The organism is Sulfuriferula plumbiphila, assembly GCF_009938015.1.
Lineage (GTDB): Bacteria > Pseudomonadota > Gammaproteobacteria > Burkholderiales > Sulfuriferulaceae > Sulfuriferula > Sulfuriferula plumbiphila.
In genome coordinates, this window is the sequence record NZ_AP021884.1 from 2,672,202 (window position 1) to 2,688,621 (window position 16,420).

Sequence of the window (16,420 nt, forward strand, 5' to 3'; positions counted from 1 at the left end):
GTCACTGGCCGTTCTCAAAAAAACCCAGCACACGCTGCGGCAGCCAGTTCACATTGCCGGGGAAAGGCCCTTCGAGAAATCCTACATGACCGCCCTGCGCAGGGAAATCCAGGGTGATCGCAGAGGAAACTTCATCTGCCCGGGGCAGTGCCGAACCGGGCATGAATGGGTCGTTACGCGCATTGATGAGCAAGGTGGACACACGCACATGAATCAACCCCGGTTTGCTGGATGCACGTCGCCAGTAATCGTCTGCACCCTTGTAGCCATGCAGCGGCGCAGTCACCAGATCATCGAATTCATACAGCGAGGAAATGGCCTCGACTTTTTTGCGCTCATACAAGGCCGGATAGGCGTCAAGTTTTTGCAGGGCGGTTTGCTTGAGCGTGCTTAAAAATTTCGCAGTATAGGTATAGCGGTTAAACCCTTTGTCCAGGTTATGGCCGGTGCTAGTAAGATCCACCGGCGCGGAGATTGCTGCCGCGCGATTGATCACCGCCGTGGCATTTTCGCCCTCTTCACCTAGCCATTTGAGCAGGGCATTCCCTCCCAATGACACGCCGGTGGCATACAGCGCAGCGTGGCCGTTATTCTGTTTCAGACGCTTGAGAATGTAATCAATCTCCGCGCTATCGCCAGCAAAATAGGCGCGCGGCAGACGGTTCGGTTCGCCCGAGCAGCCGCGAAAATGCACCACGACCCCACGCCAGCCGCATTGTTTGACTGCATTCATCAAGACCAGCGCATAAAACCCGCGGGAATTGCCTTCCAGGCCATGAAACAACACCACCAGCGGCGCATCCGCCACCTCGCCCACCCAGTCGAGATCAAGGAAATCGCCATCCGGCAGTTCCCAGCGTTCACGCCGATAATCCACTTTGGGAACGGGGGCAAAAAAGTATGGGTAGACGGTTTGCAGGTCGCCGCCGGGCAACCAGGCAGGCGCCTGATATTCAGCAGCGCGGGCCGGCATTGCGCACAGCAGCCTGGCTGCAACCAGAAACACACGGAGACAACGCATTCACGTCAATGCCGGGCGCGCATGCGGGCAGGACGTGCGCCACACATAAACAGCAGGCAGCCGGTTTCGATGCGGGAGAGATCGTTTCCTGATTCATTGTCGCCAGTATATCAAAGCGCACTATGGCGGGTGGAGTGAATGCCAACCATCCTGTCGATACGGCGCAATTCAGCGCCTGGACTGACACCGCATGACTCAGTGCAAGGTCGGCGCCTTGTCCGTTTGCTGGGGACGCGGCGCAGGTGCGCCGTGATGCGACACCATGCGCCAGCCGTCATCCTCCAGCTGATACACATTGGTGGCGAGCACATGCCCTTGTTGCGCCGTGTTGCCGGCCACGGTCAGATGCTCCTCGACCAGATGCACCACCTGAGTGGTGCTGGCGTATTCGCGCAGCACATTGACCTGCAGCGTGACCCCGCTGCCACCGGCAAAAATCTGTTGCCAGCTCGCGCGTATCGCATCTATTCCCAGCAACGCCGGCCCGGTGGGATGGATGCAGCTGATCACTGCCGTGCCCGACCAGACGGCCATCATGGCCTCCACGCTGGCGTCTTCAAAGGCCTGATAAAAAGCGATTTCGGCAAGTTCAACAGTAGGGTACATATTTTCCTGAGCGTTAAAAAAGCGGCACTAACCACGGTCACGGGGAAACGATGTTAGCCGATTTGTCAGTTATACGCACTCGTCAGGCGTCACTGGCCCGGCACACCCGCGCTGCCTGATTTGCCATGCACGCCTTCCCAGCGCGGGCATCAGCCAATGTGACTCGGTGTATAATCCGCGCTTTGGATTGTTGCGCTCTCTCTCTGACATGACCTCATTTACTACCCTCCCATTTTTCGGCCTGTTCCTGGCGATTCAATGATCGCCCGCCTGATCCAGCGCGTGTTCGGCAAAAAGTCCGCTGCCGCCAAAAAATCCCGCCTGCAAAAAATCCCGCTCGCGCAACATGGCCTGAGCCGCGAGCGCGTTCTGCCGTGCGCGCTGAAGGTGACCGATACCCTGCAACAGGGCGGCTTTGCTGCATTCCTCGTCGGTGGCGCGGTGCGCGATTTGCTGCTGGGCAAGGCCCCCAAGGATTTTGACGTGGCCACCAACGCCACCCCGGAACAGGTGCGCGCGCTGTTCCGGCGCTCGCGCATTATCGGACGGCGCTTTCGGCTGGTGCATGTGATGTGCGGGGCGGATACCATCGAGGTATCCACATTCCGCTCCAACGGGCTGGTGACGGAAGACGATGATGACCGCGCCACCGATGCAACCGGCCGCATTGTGCGCGACAACGTGTTCGGCAGCCAGGAAGACGATGCCGAGCGCCGTGATTTCACTGTCAACGCCTTGTATTACGACCCCACCAGCCAGGAAATCTGGGACTATCGCGGCGGCGTCGCCGACATCGAGCGCAAGACGCTGCGCATGATCGGCGACGCCGCCACGCGCTACCGTGAAGACCCGGTGCGCATGCTGCGTGCGGCGCGCTTTGCCGCCAAGCTGGAGTTCAGGATTGATGAAGCCACGCGCGCGCCGGTGGCGGAACTGGCAGGCCTGCTGGAAAACGTGCCGCCGTCGCGCCTGTTCGACGAAATGCTCAAGCTGCTGCTGTCCGGCCACGCCTTGCGCGGCGTCCACCAGCTGCGTGCCGAAGGACTGCACCACGGCATGTTGCCGTTGCTGGATACCATCCTGGAACAGCCCGAGGGCGAGCGCTTTATCACGGCTGCCCTGCACAATACCGACCTGCGCGTGCAGGCGGGCAAACCGGTATCACCCGCGTTCCTGTTTGCCACCTTACTCTGGCATGAACTGCAAAGCGACTACAAGGCGCGTGTCGCTGCGGGCGGAAAACCCGCGCCTGCGCTGTTCGAAGCGATGGATGCCGTACTCGACCGCCAGCGCGAACGCCTGGCCGTACCGCGCCGTCTGGATGGCATGATGAAAGAAATCTGGAGCCTGCAGGCGCGCTTCGAACAGCGCTCGGGCAGCCGTCCCTACCGCCTGTTGCCACACCCACGCTTCCGCGCCGGCTATGATTTTTTGCTGCTGCGCGCGCAGAGCGGCGAAGTGGCGCAGGAACTGGCCGACTGGTGGACCATCTTCCAGGATGCCTCGGAAGAAACCCGCGCCGCCATGCTCCTGCCCGAGACCCAGGGCGCGCCCAGACGCCGTCGCAGGCACAGCAAAAAACCGCTAGTTGCCGGTGCGGAACCGGCTGCCGGGACATGAACACATGCATGCCCTCCACCCTGCCCGCGCATGCCTTTGTCGCCCTCGGCAGCAACCTGGCCGACCCCGCCGGCCAGGTGCTGGCAGCGCTGGACGCCATTGCCGGGCTGCCTCACACCCGGCTGCTGGCGCGCTCTTCGTTGTACCTGAATGCGGCGGTGGGCCATGCCGACCAGCCCGACTTCATCAACGCCGTGGCGCAGATCGAAACCAGCCTCGCGCCGCACCAGTTGCTCGATGCGCTGCTTGACATCGAGCATGCATTCGGGCGCGAACGCACCTTCCGCAATGCGCCGCGCGTGATTGATCTGGACGTATTGAGCTATGCCGCGCTGCAATGTCACGATACCGGGCTGACCCTGCCGCATCCGCGCATGCACGAGCGCGCCTTCGTGCTGGTGCCGCTGCTGGAAATCGCGCCAGACATGGTGATTCCCGGTCTGCAGGCCGCCGCCTATTACCTGCCAGGCGTGGCCGGGCATGGCCTAACGCAGGTGGCCGATAGCTGGACCAATCAAACCAGGACCGCCTAAAAAAGACAATGACAAATGCTGGAAAAATACCGCTATATCGCCGTTGAAGGCCCGATAGGCGCAGGCAAAACCAGCCTGGCGCGACGTATCGCCGACCATATACGCGCGGACTTGCTGCTGGAAAACGCGGGTGAGAACCCCTTTTTGCCGCGCTTTTACCAGGATCCCAAGCGCCACGCACTGGCCACCCAGCTGTTTTTCCTGTTCCAGCGCAGCGGCCAGGTGCAAGACCTGCAACAGTCCGACCTGTTTCGCCACAACACCGTGGCAGATTTTTTGCTGGACAAGGATTTGCTGTTTGCGCGTCTGAATCTGGATGACGACGAGTTTCGCCTGTACCAGAAAATCTACGATGAACTCCAGCCCAGGGCGCCGGTGCCCGACCTGGTGATTTACCTGCAGGCCCGGCCGGATATTCTGCAGGCGCGCGTGCTCGGGCGCGGCATTGACTACGAGCGCAGCATCTCGACGGATTACCTGCGCCGGCTGGCCGACAGCTACACCCGCTATTTTTACAGCTACACCGCTGCGCCGCTGTTTATCGTCAACTGCGAGCACCTCAATTTTGTGCAAAGCGACGCGGACTTTGCGCTGCTCATGCAGCAGATCCAGGCCATGCGCGGCAATCGCGAATTTTTTAACCGGGCGGTATAAAATCACACCATGAAGACGACCCTGACCACCTTGCAACAGCGCGCAGCCCAGGGCGAAAAACTCGCCGTGCTGACCTGTTACGACGCCACCTTTGCCACTCTGCTGGAAGCCGCCGGCGTGGATATCCTGCTGGTCGGCGATTCGCTGGGCATGGTGCTGCAAGGCCAGCACTCCACGCTGCCGGTGAGCCTGCATGACATGGCCTACCACACCGCTGCCGTGGCGCGCGGCGCGACGCACAGCTTCATCATTGCCGACCTGCCGTTCGGCAGCTATCAGGCCAGCCCTGCACAGGCGCTACGATCCGCAGCCGCATTGATGGCCGCAGGCGCACATTGCGTCAAGCTCGAAGGCGGCGCGGTAATGGTGGAAACAGTGGCATTTCTCAGCGCGCGCGGCATTCCGGTGTGCGCGCATCTCGGCCTGCTGCCGCAATCGGTCAACGCGCTGGGCGGCTACAAGGTGCAGGGGAAAACCGACAGCGCCGCGCAACAGTTGCTGGCTGATGCGCAGGCACTTGAGCAGGCGGGAGCGTGCATGGTATTGATGGAGGCGGTCCCGGCGGCGCTCGCCAAGGCGGTCACCGGAACCCTGCATGTACCCACCATCGGCATCGGCGCCGGCCCGGACTGTTCCGCCCAGGTGCTGGTACTGCACGACATGCTCGGTATCACCCCAGGCAAGCGGACGCGCTTTGTGAAAAATTTCATGGAAGGCGCAGACAGTATTCAGGCTGCGGTAAATGCTTACGTACAAGCGGTCAAAAGCGGTCAATTCCCGGCACCGGAACATTGTTTCTGACGGCCTGAAAGCCGCCACAGAGGGCGCAGAGGTCACCGAGCAAACCGGGCTTCACTCGGCGTCCTCGGTGATCTCTGCGGCAATCGGATTTGGTTTTAAAACCCATGCAAATCATCCACACGATCGCAGACCTGCGCCGCTGGCGCGCCGACCACGCCGACCTGGCCCTCGTCCCCACCATGGGCAATCTGCATGCAGGCCACCTCGCCCTGGTGCGCCTGGCGCGGCAGCATGCTGCCCGGGTGGCTGTCAGCATCTTTGTGAATCCGCTGCAATTCGGCGCCAACGAGGATTTTTCGCGCTACCCGCGCACGCTGGCTCACGATTGCGAGCTATTACGCGAGGCCGGTGCCGATGTGGTTTTTGCTCCCGATACCGAAGAACTGTTCCCGCACCCGCAAAGCTATCACGTCGAGCCGCCCGCGCTGGCTAATGAACTGTGCGGCGCATTCCGCCCCGGGCATTTCCGCGGCGTGGCGACCATCGTATTCAAGCTGTTCAACATTGCGCAGCCGCGTGTGGCACTGTTCGGACAAAAAGACTATCAGCAGCTGGCGATTATTCGCGGCATGGTCGCGGATTTGAATGTACCGGTGGACATCGTGGCAGGCGCGACCGTGCGCGCCGCCGACGGGCTGGCGCTGTCGTCGCGCAACGGCTTTCTGAATGAAGCGGAACGCGCCGAGGCACCGCGTCTGTATCAAACACTGAGTGCAATTCGCAACCGGCTGGCGGCCGGGGAGCGTGATTTCGCAGCGCTGGAGCTGGCTGCGACCGCCACCCTCGCCGTTCATGGCTGGCGCGTGGATTACATTGCCATTCGTCGCCCCGCGCTCACCTTGCCGGAGCCCGGCGACACCGGCTTCGTCGTACTCGCCGCCGCGCATCTGGGCACCACACGGCTGATCGACAATGTCGAAGTCGGCGTCGCAGAAACTTTATAGTTTATAATGGCGGCCTGATATTCGTTCCCCGAGCCAGGGCGAGACCATGCAAAGAACCATGCTGAAATCCAAGTTGCACCGGGTGCGTGTCACCCAATCCGAGCTGCATTACGAGGGTTCCTGCGCCATCGACGACACCCTGCTGGAAGCCGCCGACATTCGCGAATACCAGCAAATTGACATCTACAACGTCACCAACGGTGAACGCTTCACTACCTATGCGATTCGTGCCGAGCGCGATTCCGGCACCATTTCCGTCAACGGCGCCGCCGCGCACAAGGCCAAGCCCGGCGACCTGCTGATTATCGCCAGCTACGCGGTGTACAACGAAATCGAGCTGCAAAAGTTCGCCCCGCAACTGGTGTATGTGGACGAGCACAATCGCATCATCGCCAGCCGCAGCCATATCCCGGTGCAGGCCGCACAGGCCTGACAAAACGGCGCTACCAATGAAAAAGCCAGCTTGTGAGCTGGCTTTTTCATTTTGTCGCTACCCCCCGCGCCTGGAGGGGAACTCGAACCCCCACACTATTACCAGCAGCGGATTTTGAGTCTCAGCCCATTCAGCTAGAAATCATCAGCATAGCAAGATAAACTTCCACAAAAGCAAATCCGTACACGCCCCCTAACCCACTGCCTGTGGGGGGTAATTCAGGATTGTAGAAGGATTATTCCCTAAAAACGAAGCTTCTCCAGCTATGGAAAATCATCGGACGGAAAGGAAAATTTCAGACTAAACGCCGGGGCAAATTCCCCGCATCCTGCACGACTACAGGTACCATTGAAGAATTCTCTCAATAAAACAAAAAGGCTTTCCATGAAGAAAATTGCAATTTTGCTGTTGACAGCAACCCTGGCAGCCTGTGCAACACCCTCTCAAGTCCAGGGCTACAGACCGGCGAACTACGCTGGAGCACCTATGCAAATCAGTGGCGAATGGAATGAAGTCACAGGTGAAGTCATCATCTTCGTCAACGGCCAGCCAGCAGCAAAAGGTAAAGTATCAACATGGACTGGCGATGGCGGTTTTTCTGGAGAGTATCAGGGGTACATTATTTCCGCGAATTGCCTAACCAAATATTACGCACACAAGAAACAATGTTCTGTTTCGGTCAACAATGAGCTGGCCGCAACGCTAATGTTTTAATGTGCAAATTTTCCGCGCCCTTCACCATGAGCAAGCACCCGTGATACCCTGCAAGACAAGTATTGACGCGGTGATAACAAGGTCACAGCACACCAATTGACGCTATATGACACCATATGACTAATGACAATAAACAAGCTTATGTCCCACCCGAACAAGGTATAGGTGAGCGCATCCGAATGAAGCGCGCAGAGATCGAAGGCGGATTAAGTGTGGAAGACCTGAGCCGCGTTTGCAAAGAATTCGACCATGAGGACAAGGGAATATCACGACTCGCACTATCACGGTATGAGGCTGGCAAATTCATGCCTGGAGCGCGTGAATTACGCATCCTATGCCATGCGCTAGGAGTATCCCCAAATTGGCTCTTATTTGGCTCAGAGTCCGCAAAGTGGCCTCCAGAAACCGAAGTGATGGTTACCGCACTAAGCTCCTGGGTCAAGGCACAGTCCAGCGAGGGGAAATTATGGGATATGTTTCTACCCCACAGCCCAGAAAATGACTTAATGCGCTCGGAACGAATTCGCAAAGCGATAGCCAAGAAGCCGAAGACCTGACGCCGCAACTCTAAATCCCAAGCCCGGCCTATGTTGCCGGGCTTTTTTTGCGCCCCGAATATAACAATAATGAACTATTTGTTTACAAAAAGATTGACATTGTCCACAACCATATTAGAATTGTTACTTAATGACCGTTTTGGTCTTTTTGTGGTGATTAATTATGGCTATCAAAACTCCCTCAATCCTCTCCCCTGAGGACTATAACCAAGCCCAAGTCACACTTGGCCTGACCTATTCCGAGATTGCCAAGGACACTGGATTACCTCGGCAATACCTGAGCGAATATCGCGCCGGAACTCGGAACCTTGTCCCCGAGCATCAACGCAAGTTGCGTAATTATTTCGAGGACAAGGGCATTGCATTTGAATCAGAAGAAGCGGCCAGCTCCGCCAGCCCTGACACTCCGCGATCATCTTTAGACGCCCCGCATCCATCCCTCGGCGTACAGCTCGTCACTGAGTATTTCTTCCCGATTGACAACCGCCTACCTGCCACAGCCATCGAAAGCTCGATGGACTTTATTGAAAACACCGATGAAAAGTTGATCGCCTTGGGCGCTTTGAAGCTGGAGCGGAATGAAGGTGTGTTCGGGCTTGGCGAAGATGAAGGCTTTGACGAAAAAACAGCCGAAGCCTTACAAGACGCAATCATGAACATGGCAGCCGGTTATCTGGTTTTCATGCTCACACGTGGAGGCTGGAGCAGCTTTATCTCTCCGATGAATCTTATCGCCGCTACCAACAGCATCAGCACCAAACCATCACCCTGCTGGAAAGCCTCGAAGCTGTCAGCGAAGACGGCGAAGTAATCAGCATGGGCGAACTTGCCGAACACAGCCTGAGCAATCCGGCCAACCGCCGCGCCCAGGTGATGACCATCATCAGTGGCACGGAACAGTACGCCATGCAAAACGGCTACATGGGCTTGTTTCTTACCATCACCTGCCCCAGCCGGATGCACGCCCGCAAGTCGCCCAGTGGCGAACTCAACCCCAAATACGATGGCACAAGCCCCAAGCGGGCAATGGGCTACATGCAAGGGAAAGTTTGGCAACCGGCGCGGACTGCATTGAGCAGGCTCGACGTAAAATATTTCGGAGTGCGCGTCACAGAACCGCACCACGACGGCACACCGCACAGTCACATGCTGGCATTCGTGAAACCTGAGCAAGCAGACACCCTCATCGACACACTGAGAAGCTACGCCATGCGAGAGTCACCCGACGAACCGGGAGCGGCTGAACATCGCTTCAAGGTCGAGATAATCGACCCTGCAAAGGGCAGCGCAGCAGCCTACGTCGCCAAATACATCGCCAAAAATTTGGATGGTCATCAAGTCGGAAATGATCTCGAGACGGACCAGCCCGCCAAATCAACGGCACCGCGTGCCGTGGCGTGGGGACGAATCTGGAATATTCGACAGTTTCAATTTTTCGGGATTCCGTCCATCACCAACTGGAACGAATTGCGGCGCATTAGAACGCTTCCAGCGAGCTATGAAGAATCACTTGGCGCAGTGTGGAAAGCAGCAGATAGCGGCGATTGGGCAGGCTACATGGCCTTGCAAATGGACAAGAAAAAACGCCTCTCACCACTATGGAAAGACGAAGAAAGCACCCGCTACCGGGGCGAGCTATCACGCCGTGTCGTGGGCTTAATTCTGCCCAATCCCGAAGCAGGGCAACCCGGACACCTCATCACGCGGGACAAGAAATGGGTAGTGCAATTCAAGGACGGTAAACACCAGAAATCGGAATCGCACTACCCATTTCTTGTCCCGTGTGACGCCGTAAGGCCGGTTTTTTGCCCTCCTTGGACTCGTGTCAATAACTGTACGGGGGTTGAATTTAAAGGCTCTCCGGGGAATAGCCAGATGAATTTTGAAAGTCCTGACGAGATCCCAATCCACTCCCCATGCAGGGACGAAGAAAACCCAAAAAAGACGGGGCGCGGCCACAAAAAAATATGGCCGCCTGTCGAAACAGGCGGCCAATACAAAGGTTATGACCGATGAAGAATAGCACCACATCAAAAAAGCGTAAAGCCAAGGCCGCCGCTTGCCCGTCGAACCGGACATCGTGGGCATATTGGATGCAAGCCATTGAGCCGAAATCAGAGGCCATCAATCGCGCCTTTCCGGGCTACCACCCCCTGTGGGTGATGCAATCGCAGCGGATGAATGTCACTCCTGAACATTTCCTGTGGTTACGAAAGCACCTTCTGAATATCACTCAGCACCAGGCGGCAGCCTATCTGCGCGTAAGCGTAGCCACGGTCAGTGCATGGGAAAACGGCACAGAGTCCCTGCCGTTCATGGCGTTTGAATTGCTCCGGCTGGTCTACGAATCGACCGCCAACCGACTTTCTCACGCGCAGTGGGACGGCTGGTTCATCGGCAAGGATGGCGGCTTTGTGTGCCCCGATGTGGGCAGCCTGAGTATCACGCCGCAAGACTTCGGCGCGCTGCAATACACGAAGGCGGAACTCGAAACCCACCGTGCCGAAAATAACCGCTTGAGGGCAGCCATTGCCGCACAGATCGCAGAAAATAACAGCTTGCGTGAACTGTTTGTGAATCAAGGCATGGTCGATGAGCTGGAAAATATCCGCGACCGCATCGGCGAGTTATTCGGGCAACTCAATACCGCCAAAATATTCCAGATCAAACCATCAAGGAAAGCAGCATGACCCCAGGTATGTTTCTCACCAGAGAAGAACTGTACGAACTCACCGGCTACAAACTCATCAGCAAACAGGCCGGATGGTTGAGGCGGAAAAACTGGCGCTTCGAGATAACTGCAAGTGGGCGCCCTATCGTCGCACGTTCCTATGTGGAAGCCATGCTAGGCGGCACGAAGCCCACCAAGGAAGAGGAACGATTCAAGCCCAACTATGACGCAATCAGACCGGGCAGATAATCCAGCATGGGACGCAAGCGCAGCAAAAATCACAACCTTCCTCAGCATATGTCCATGAAGGGGAAAAGCTACTATCACGTCAGTAGCACGCCCCCGCGTAAGTGGACACCACTGGGCAGCGACATCAACCAAGCCCGCCTAAAATGGGCCGAGCTTGAATGCGAGGAAATCGACCCCCAGGACAAAACCTTTTCTGTCATCGTAGAGCGCTACAAACGCGAAGTGATGTGCCTGAAAAGCTACCGCACCCAAAAGGATAATTTGCAGGAAATCGCCAGGCTGGTGGCCGTCTTTGGTGAAGCGCCAATAGATGCAATCATGCCCGAACATGTACGGCGCTACATGGACATACGCGGCCAGACTGCCAAGATCAGGGCTAATCGGGAAAAGGCGTTGCTGTCACACATTTACAATAAGGCCCGCGAATGGGGCTACACCCATGACGCCAACCCATGCGCCGGGGTCAAAGGATTCCGGGAAACCGGCCGTGATCGGTACGTGGAAGAAGGCGAATTCAACGCTGTATGGGCCAAGGCAAGCTCGCCAGTACAGGATGCAATGGACATAGCCTATCTCACTGCCCAAAGGCCAGCAGACGTGCTTAAAATGAAGCGCGCCGACATACGCGAGGGCTATCTGTCAGTCACGCAAAACAAGACAGGGCAAAAGATGCGCGTCGAAATCGTCGGGGAACTCAAGGATGTAATCGATCGCATTCTGAACCGTGCTCGCCAGGCCACCGGGCTTTATCTAATCCAGAATGACAAAGGCCAGCCACTGAGTACAGACAGCTTGCGCGGCGGGTTTGAGCGCGCACGCGCGGCAGCCGGGGTCAATTTCCAGTTTCGGGATTTACGCGCCAAGGCTGCCACTGACCTGGAAGACCTGCACCACGCGCAGAAACTACTCGGGCACAGTAACCGCGAAATGACTGAGCATTACACCCGCAAACGCAAGGGTGAAACCGTCCAACCGGTGAAAGCAAAAAAACGGGAATTGTAGAAACTAGGGCGAAATTGTAGAAAGTCCGATTTTCCAGAAATTCCCAAAGACCGCGTATTTATTTGGTGCCGGGAGGGGGACTCGAACCCCCACAGTGTCACCACCGGCGGATTTTGAGTCCGCTGCGTCTACCGATTCCGCCATCCCGGCCAGGAGAGGTGAAACAAAGAGGGCGAATTATCGTCGAAATGACCGCGGGCGGCAATGCTCAATGATGACAAGGTATAATCGCGCCTTGTTTTGAGCCATCCCTATATGCGTACTGCCGATTTCGATTTTTCCCTGCCCGCCGAACTCATCGCCCAGTTTCCGCCCAGTTCACGCTCATCCAGCCGCCTGCTGCATCTGGACAGCGCCAGCGGGCAACTTGCCGACTGCCAGTTCACTGACCTGCCCGGCTACCTGCGTCGCGGCGACGTGATGGTGTTCAACGATACCCGCGTCATCAAGGCACGCCTGTATGGGCGCAAGGCCAGCGGCGGGCAGGTGGAGCTGCTGATCGAGCGCGTCACCGGCGACCACGAAGCGCTGGCGTTCATCCGCGCCAGTCACGCGCCCCGGCCGGGCAGCGCGCTCAGCGTGGCAGATACGGTGACTGTGACCGTACTGGCACGCGAACAGGATCTTTACCGGCTGCGCTTCGATGGCAGTGCGAGCGTTCTGGAAGTGCTCGAGCAATACGGCACGCTGCCGCTGCCGCCCTACATCGAGCGTGCCGCCGACGGTGCCGACGACGCGCGCTATCAGACGGTATATGCGCGCCACCCCGGCGCGGTGGCCGCACCCACGGCCGGGCTACACTTCGACCAGGCCATGCTGGCGCAACTCGACGCCATGGGCGTGATCCGCACCCACGTTACCCTGCATGTCGGCGCGGGGACGTTCCAGCCGGTGCGCGTGGACGATCTCGCCGAGCATACAATGCACAGCGAGCGCTACACCATTCCCCAGGCCACGGTGGATGCGATTGCCCAGGCCAAAGCGCAGGGCGGGCGCATTGTCGCAGTCGGCACCACCAGCCTGCGCGCGCTGGAGGCGGCCGCGCAGTCGGGAACTTTAATCGCAGGCGCAGGCGAAACCAGCATTTTCATCACCCCCGGCTATCGGTTCAAAGTGGTGGAACGCCTGCTCACCAATTTCCATCTGCCCAAATCCACGCTGCTGATGCTGGTTTCCGCTTTTGCCGGACTGGACAATATCCGCCACGCCTACGCCCATGCGGTGACCGAGCGCTACCGCTTTTTCAGTTATGGCGACGCCATGCTGATTGAAAGAAAATACCATGAAATTTAAGCTGCACAGCACCGATGACCTGGCCCGCCGCGGCACCCTCAACCTTACCCACGGCACGGTGGAAACCCCGGCTTTCATGCCGGTGGGTACCTACGGCACGGTCAAGGCGATGTCGCCTGACGAGCTCAAGCAAATCGGTGCGCACATCGTGCTGGGCAATACCTTTCACCTGTGGCTGCGGCCCGGGCTGGAGGCGGTCGAGGCGCACGGCGGGCTGCACCGTTTCATGGGCTGGGATCGCCCCATCCTGACTGACTCGGGCGGGTTTCAGGTATTCAGCCTGGGAGCGCTGCGCAAGATTACCGAGGAAGGGGTGAAATTCGCCTCGCCGCTGAATGGCGACCGGCTGTTTCTGACGCCGGAAGAATCCATGCGCATTCAGAAAGTGCTCAATTCCGACATCGTGATGATTTTCGACGAATGCACGCCCTACCCCGCCGAACCCGACGCGGCGGCATATTCCATGCGCCTGTCGCTGCGCTGGGCAGAACGTTCCCAGGCCGCCCATGCGGGCAACCCGAATGCGTTGTTTGGTATTGTGCAGGGCGGCATGTACGAGGACCTGCGCGACGAATCGCTGCGCGAACTCGCTGCCATGGATTTCGACGGCTATGCCATCGGCGGCCTTTCCGTGGGCGAGCCCAAGGACGACATGCGCCGCATCCTCGCCCACACTGCACCGCAGTTGCCGCAACACAAACCGCGTTACCTGATGGGCGTGGGCACGCCGGAGGACATTGTGGCCTCGGTGCAAAATGGCGTGGACATGTTCGACTGCGTGCTGCCCACGCGTAACGCGCGCCACGGCATTCTGTTCACCCGGCATGGCGACCTGCGCATCAGGAACGCGCGTTTTCGCACCGACATCGCACCGGTAGACGCGCAATGCGGCTGTTATTGCTGCCGCAATTTCAGCCGCGCCTATCTGCACCATCTGATCCGTTGCGGCGAGATTCTCGGCGCGCGGCTGGCCACCCTTCACAACCTGCACTACTACCAGGAATTGATGGCCGGGCTGCGCGCGGCGATCGAAACAGGTACATTAAGCGACTTCGTTGCCCGCTTCCACGAGCAGCGCGCGGGCTCATGTTAGAATGCCCGGATTTATTGAAGGAGTAAAACCATGCTGATTTCCAATGCCTTCGCTGCACCCGCAGCGTCCTCCCCTACCGACGCGCTGATGAGCTTTCTGCCGCTGGCGGTGATCGCGGTATTGTTTTTTTTCATGATTATCCGTCCGCAGATGAAACGCGCCAAAGACCAGCGCGCCATGCTTGAATCCCTGCAAAAAGGCGATGAAGTCATCACCAGCGGCGGCCAGGTGGGCAAAATCGTCAAAATCGGCGATCAGTTCGTCAGCCTGGAAATTGCCGATGGCGTGGTCACCCACGTGCAAAAAGCCACCGTGCAAACCCTGCTGCCCAAAGGTACGATCAAGGGTCTGTAATCCGCTGCACACATACCCATAACAGTTTGTCCTGATTGAAGGCCGTGCCGTGAACCGATTCCCGCTCTGGAAGTACATCCTCATTGCAGTCGTGCTGGTAGTCAGCGTGCTGTATACGCTGCCCAATTTTTATGGCGAGGTGCCGGCGGTGCAGGTGTCACCCACGCGTAGCGCGATCAAGGCCGATGCCGGCCTGATGCAGCAGGCCGAGGACGAGCTCAAGATACAGAAAATCCCCTATACCGGCGCATTTCTCGATGCCAATAGCGTAAAAATCCGCTTCGCCAACAATGATGCCCAGCTCAAAGCCAAGGACGCACTCCAGGCGCGTTTCGGTGATGGCTACAGCGTGGCGCTCAATCTGCTGTCCGCCTCGCCCGCCTGGCTGACGGCGATCGGTGCCAAGCCCATGTATCTGGGTCTGGACCTGCGCGGCGGCGTGTATTTCCTGATGCAGGTGGATATGCCGGCAGCGCTGGACAAGGCCGCCGACCGCTACAACAACGACCTGCGCATCCAGCTGCGCGAACAGAAAATCCGCTACACCGGCATCAGCCGCGTGGGGCAGACTGTCGAAATCAGGTTCAGCGACGCCGCCACACGTGCACAGGCCAGCAAGTACATCGCCAGCACCTTTGCGGATCTCGTCCTCACCGAACAGGACACTGGCGGCGACTACAGGCTGATCGCCGCGCTGCGCCCGGAAGCGCAAAAGCGCACCCAGGATTTTGCCGTGCAGCAAAACATCACCACTCTGCGCAATCGCGTGAATGAACTGGGCGTGGCCGAGCCCATCATCCAGCAGCAAGGCCTGGATCGCGTGGTGGTGCAGTTGCCCGGCGTGCAGGACACCGCCAAGGCCAAGGAGATTCTGGGGCGCACAGCCACCCTGGAAATTCGCCTGGTGGATGAGGAGCATGACGTCACTGCCGCGTTGCAGGGCCAGATTCCATTCGGCGATGATCTCTATATCGAGCGCAGCGGACAGCCGCTGCTGGTGAAAAAGAACGTGGTGCTGACCGGCGATTACATCACCGATGCTTCCCCCGGCTTCGACCAGCAATCCGGCCAGGCTGCCGTTCATGTCAATCTGGACAGCCGTGGCGCGCGTATCTTCAAGGATGTAACGCGTGACAACGTGGGCAAGCGCATGGCCATCCTGCTTATCGAAAAGGGCAAGGCCGAGGTGATTACCGCACCGGTGATCCGCGAGGAAATCGGCGGTGGCCGGGTGCAGATTACCGGCATGGAATCCGCCCAGGAGGCCTCTGACGACGCGCTGTTATTGCGTGCCGGGGCGCTGGCCGCACCCATGAATATCGTCGAAGAGCGCACCGTCGGCCCCAGCCTGGGTGCGGACAACATCAAAAAAGGTTTCCACTCCAACCTGTGGGGTTTCGCGGCGGTGGCGATCTTCATGATGGTCTATTACCGGGTGTTCGGCGTTTTCTCCACACTGGCGCTGGCGGTCAACGGTCTGTTCCTGGTGGCGCTGCTGTCCATGATGCAGGCCACCCTTACCCTGCCGGGCCTGGCGGGTATCGCTCTCACCCTGGGTATGGCGATTGACGCCAACGTGCTGATCAACGAGCGCATCCGCGAAGAACTGCGCAACGGCAATTCACCGCAGGCCGCCATTCACGCCGGTTACGACCGTGCCTGGGGTACCATTCTGGACTCCAACATCACCACCCTGATTGCCGGCGTGGCGCTGTTCTGGCTGGGCTCCGGGCCGGTGCGCGGATTTGCCGTGGTGCTGTGCCTGGGTATTCTTACCTCCATGTTCAGCGCGGTGACGGTGTCGCGCGCCATGGTCAACCTCAGCTATGGCCGCAAAGTACGTCTGGCCAGGGTTTCCATTTAAGCAAGTTCCAT

General features: G+C 58.5%; 19 protein-coding genes and 1 tRNA gene. 17 read left to right on the forward strand and 3 right to left on the reverse strand.

The window, feature by feature from the left end:
* Position 1: 1 nt before the first annotated feature.
* Both GZH91_RS13750 and GZH91_RS13755 read right to left on the reverse strand, forming a co-directional pair.
* A complete protein-coding gene (locus GZH91_RS13750) occupies positions 2–1,021 on the reverse strand; it encodes a hydrolase (protein ID WP_223264530.1) in 1,020 nt (339 codons plus the stop codon).
* Positions 1,022–1,216: 195 nt separating this feature from the next.
* The gene (locus GZH91_RS13755; protein ID WP_147072324.1) at positions 1,217–1,627 is read right to left on the reverse strand and encodes a nuclear transport factor 2 family protein; all 411 of its coding nucleotides are present in this window, start codon (positions 1,625–1,627) and stop codon (positions 1,217–1,219) included.
* 258 nt (positions 1,628–1,885) lie between these two features.
* Between GZH91_RS13755 and pcnB the strand changes: the two genes are divergently transcribed.
* From pcnB to GZH91_RS13820, 13 genes are all read left to right on the forward strand, one after another.
* Positions 1,886–3,247, forward strand: coding sequence for a polynucleotide adenylyltransferase PcnB (pcnB, locus tag GZH91_RS13760; RefSeq protein ID WP_147072325.1), 1,362 nt, complete (start codon positions 1,886–1,888; stop codon positions 3,245–3,247).
* Positions 3,244–3,780, forward strand: coding sequence for a 2-amino-4-hydroxy-6-hydroxymethyldihydropteridine diphosphokinase (folK, locus tag GZH91_RS13765; protein WP_223264531.1), 537 nt, complete (start codon positions 3,244–3,246; stop codon positions 3,778–3,780). The genes pcnB and folK overlap by 4 nt, the downstream gene beginning before the upstream one ends.
* A 15-nt stretch (positions 3,781–3,795) precedes the next feature.
* Positions 3,796–4,434 (forward strand): deoxynucleoside kinase, encoded by a 639-nt coding sequence (locus tag GZH91_RS13770; RefSeq protein WP_147072327.1) that lies wholly within the window; start codon positions 3,796–3,798, stop codon positions 4,432–4,434.
* Positions 4,435–4,443: 9 nt separating this feature from the next.
* The gene (panB, locus tag GZH91_RS13775; protein ID WP_147072329.1) at positions 4,444–5,235 is read left to right on the forward strand and encodes a 3-methyl-2-oxobutanoate hydroxymethyltransferase; all 792 of its coding nucleotides are present in this window, start codon (positions 4,444–4,446) and stop codon (positions 5,233–5,235) included.
* Between the two features lie 104 nt (positions 5,236–5,339).
* The gene (panC, locus tag GZH91_RS13780) at positions 5,340–6,179 is read left to right on the forward strand and encodes a pantoate--beta-alanine ligase (protein WP_147072331.1); all 840 of its coding nucleotides are present in this window, start codon (positions 5,340–5,342) and stop codon (positions 6,177–6,179) included.
* Between the two features lie 46 nt (positions 6,180–6,225).
* Complete coding sequence (gene panD / locus GZH91_RS13785) at positions 6,226–6,612, forward strand: aspartate 1-decarboxylase (RefSeq protein ID WP_147072333.1); 387 nt, start codon at positions 6,226–6,228, stop codon at positions 6,610–6,612.
* Positions 6,613–6,996: 384 nt separating this feature from the next.
* On the forward strand, positions 6,997–7,326 hold the full coding sequence (locus GZH91_RS13790; RefSeq protein ID WP_147072335.1) for a hypothetical protein: 330 nt from the start codon (positions 6,997–6,999) through the stop codon (positions 7,324–7,326).
* A gap of 116 nt (positions 7,327–7,442) precedes the next feature.
* On the forward strand, positions 7,443–7,883 hold the full coding sequence (locus tag GZH91_RS13795) for a helix-turn-helix domain-containing protein (protein ID WP_147072337.1): 441 nt from the start codon (positions 7,443–7,445) through the stop codon (positions 7,881–7,883).
* Positions 7,884–8,046: 163 nt separating this feature from the next.
* Positions 8,047–8,694: a helix-turn-helix domain-containing protein gene (locus tag GZH91_RS13800; protein WP_147072339.1), complete on the forward strand. Its 648-nt coding sequence runs from the start codon at positions 8,047–8,049 to the stop codon at positions 8,692–8,694.
* Complete coding sequence (locus GZH91_RS13805; protein ID WP_147072341.1) at positions 8,583–9,899, forward strand: replication endonuclease; 1,317 nt, start codon at positions 8,583–8,585, stop codon at positions 9,897–9,899. The genes GZH91_RS13800 and GZH91_RS13805 overlap by 112 nt, the downstream gene beginning before the upstream one ends.
* A complete protein-coding gene (locus GZH91_RS13810) occupies positions 9,896–10,573 on the forward strand; it encodes a helix-turn-helix domain-containing protein (RefSeq protein ID WP_147072343.1) in 678 nt (225 codons plus the stop codon). Before GZH91_RS13805 ends, GZH91_RS13810 begins: the two co-directional genes overlap by 4 nt.
* Entirely contained in the window at positions 10,570–10,803 is a 234-nt protein-coding gene (locus GZH91_RS13815) for a DUF4224 domain-containing protein (RefSeq protein WP_147072344.1), read from the forward strand. The genes GZH91_RS13810 and GZH91_RS13815 overlap by 4 nt, the downstream gene beginning before the upstream one ends.
* Positions 10,804–10,857: 54 nt before the next feature.
* A complete protein-coding gene (locus GZH91_RS13820) occupies positions 10,858–11,805 on the forward strand; it encodes a tyrosine-type recombinase/integrase (RefSeq protein ID WP_223264532.1) in 948 nt (315 codons plus the stop codon).
* Positions 11,806–11,868: 63 nt separating this feature from the next.
* Here the strand turns inward: GZH91_RS13820 and GZH91_RS13825 are convergent.
* Positions 11,869–11,955: transfer RNA gene (locus tag GZH91_RS13825), tRNA-Leu, on the reverse strand.
* Positions 11,956–12,060: 105 nt separating this feature from the next.
* Here GZH91_RS13825 and queA point away from each other — a divergent pair.
* From queA to secD, 4 genes are read left to right on the forward strand one after another with little or no spacing between them, the layout of a single operon-like run.
* Positions 12,061–13,098 carry a tRNA preQ1(34) S-adenosylmethionine ribosyltransferase-isomerase QueA gene (gene queA, locus GZH91_RS13830; protein ID WP_147072348.1) on the forward strand — a complete coding sequence of 346 codons (1,038 nt, stop codon included), beginning with the start codon at positions 12,061–12,063 and terminating at the stop codon, positions 13,096–13,098.
* On the forward strand, positions 13,088–14,191 hold the full coding sequence (gene tgt / locus GZH91_RS13835; RefSeq protein WP_147072350.1) for a tRNA guanosine(34) transglycosylase Tgt: 1,104 nt from the start codon (positions 13,088–13,090) through the stop codon (positions 14,189–14,191). The genes queA and tgt overlap by 11 nt, the downstream gene beginning before the upstream one ends.
* Positions 14,192–14,221: 30 nt before the next feature.
* A complete protein-coding gene (gene yajC / locus GZH91_RS13840) occupies positions 14,222–14,545 on the forward strand; it encodes a preprotein translocase subunit YajC (RefSeq protein WP_147072352.1) in 324 nt (107 codons plus the stop codon).
* Positions 14,546–14,594: 49 nt separating this feature from the next.
* Positions 14,595–16,409, forward strand: a complete 1,815-nt coding sequence (secD, locus tag GZH91_RS13845) for a protein translocase subunit SecD (RefSeq protein WP_147072353.1) — start codon at positions 14,595–14,597, stop codon at positions 16,407–16,409.
* The last annotated feature ends 11 nt before the right edge of the window (positions 16,410–16,420 follow it).

Bases quoted from the DNA above. Each gene is read 5' to 3' on its own strand.
- GZH91_RS13750 (WP_223264530.1), bottom strand. From the start codon at position 1,021: ATGCGTTGTCTCCGTGTGTTTCTGGTTGCAGCCAGGCTGCTGTGCGCA.
- GZH91_RS13755 (WP_147072324.1), bottom strand. From the start codon at position 1,627: ATGTACCCTACTGTTGAACTTGCCGAAATCGCTTTTTATCAGGCCTTT.
- pcnB (WP_147072325.1), top strand. From the start codon at position 1,886: ATGATCGCCCGCCTGATCCAGCGCGTGTTCGGCAAAAAGTCCGCTGCC.
- folK (WP_223264531.1), top strand. From the start codon at position 3,244: ATGAACACATGCATGCCCTCCACCCTGCCCGCGCATGCCTTTGTCGCC.
- GZH91_RS13770 (WP_147072327.1), top strand. From the start codon at position 3,796: ATGCTGGAAAAATACCGCTATATCGCCGTTGAAGGCCCGATAGGCGCA.
- panB (WP_147072329.1), top strand. From the start codon at position 4,444: ATGAAGACGACCCTGACCACCTTGCAACAGCGCGCAGCCCAGGGCGAA.
- panC (WP_147072331.1), top strand. From the start codon at position 5,340: ATGCAAATCATCCACACGATCGCAGACCTGCGCCGCTGGCGCGCCGAC.
- panD (WP_147072333.1), top strand. From the start codon at position 6,226: ATGCAAAGAACCATGCTGAAATCCAAGTTGCACCGGGTGCGTGTCACC.
- GZH91_RS13790 (WP_147072335.1), top strand. From the start codon at position 6,997: ATGAAGAAAATTGCAATTTTGCTGTTGACAGCAACCCTGGCAGCCTGT.
- GZH91_RS13795 (WP_147072337.1), top strand. From the start codon at position 7,443: ATGACTAATGACAATAAACAAGCTTATGTCCCACCCGAACAAGGTATA.
- GZH91_RS13800 (WP_147072339.1), top strand. From the start codon at position 8,047: ATGGCTATCAAAACTCCCTCAATCCTCTCCCCTGAGGACTATAACCAA.
- GZH91_RS13810 (WP_147072343.1), top strand. From the start codon at position 9,896: ATGAAGAATAGCACCACATCAAAAAAGCGTAAAGCCAAGGCCGCCGCT.
- GZH91_RS13815 (WP_147072344.1), top strand. From the start codon at position 10,570: ATGACCCCAGGTATGTTTCTCACCAGAGAAGAACTGTACGAACTCACC.
- GZH91_RS13820 (WP_223264532.1), top strand. From the start codon at position 10,858: ATGAAGGGGAAAAGCTACTATCACGTCAGTAGCACGCCCCCGCGTAAG.
- queA (WP_147072348.1), top strand. From the start codon at position 12,061: ATGCGTACTGCCGATTTCGATTTTTCCCTGCCCGCCGAACTCATCGCC.
- tgt (WP_147072350.1), top strand. From the start codon at position 13,088: ATGAAATTTAAGCTGCACAGCACCGATGACCTGGCCCGCCGCGGCACC.
- yajC (WP_147072352.1), top strand. From the start codon at position 14,222: ATGCTGATTTCCAATGCCTTCGCTGCACCCGCAGCGTCCTCCCCTACC.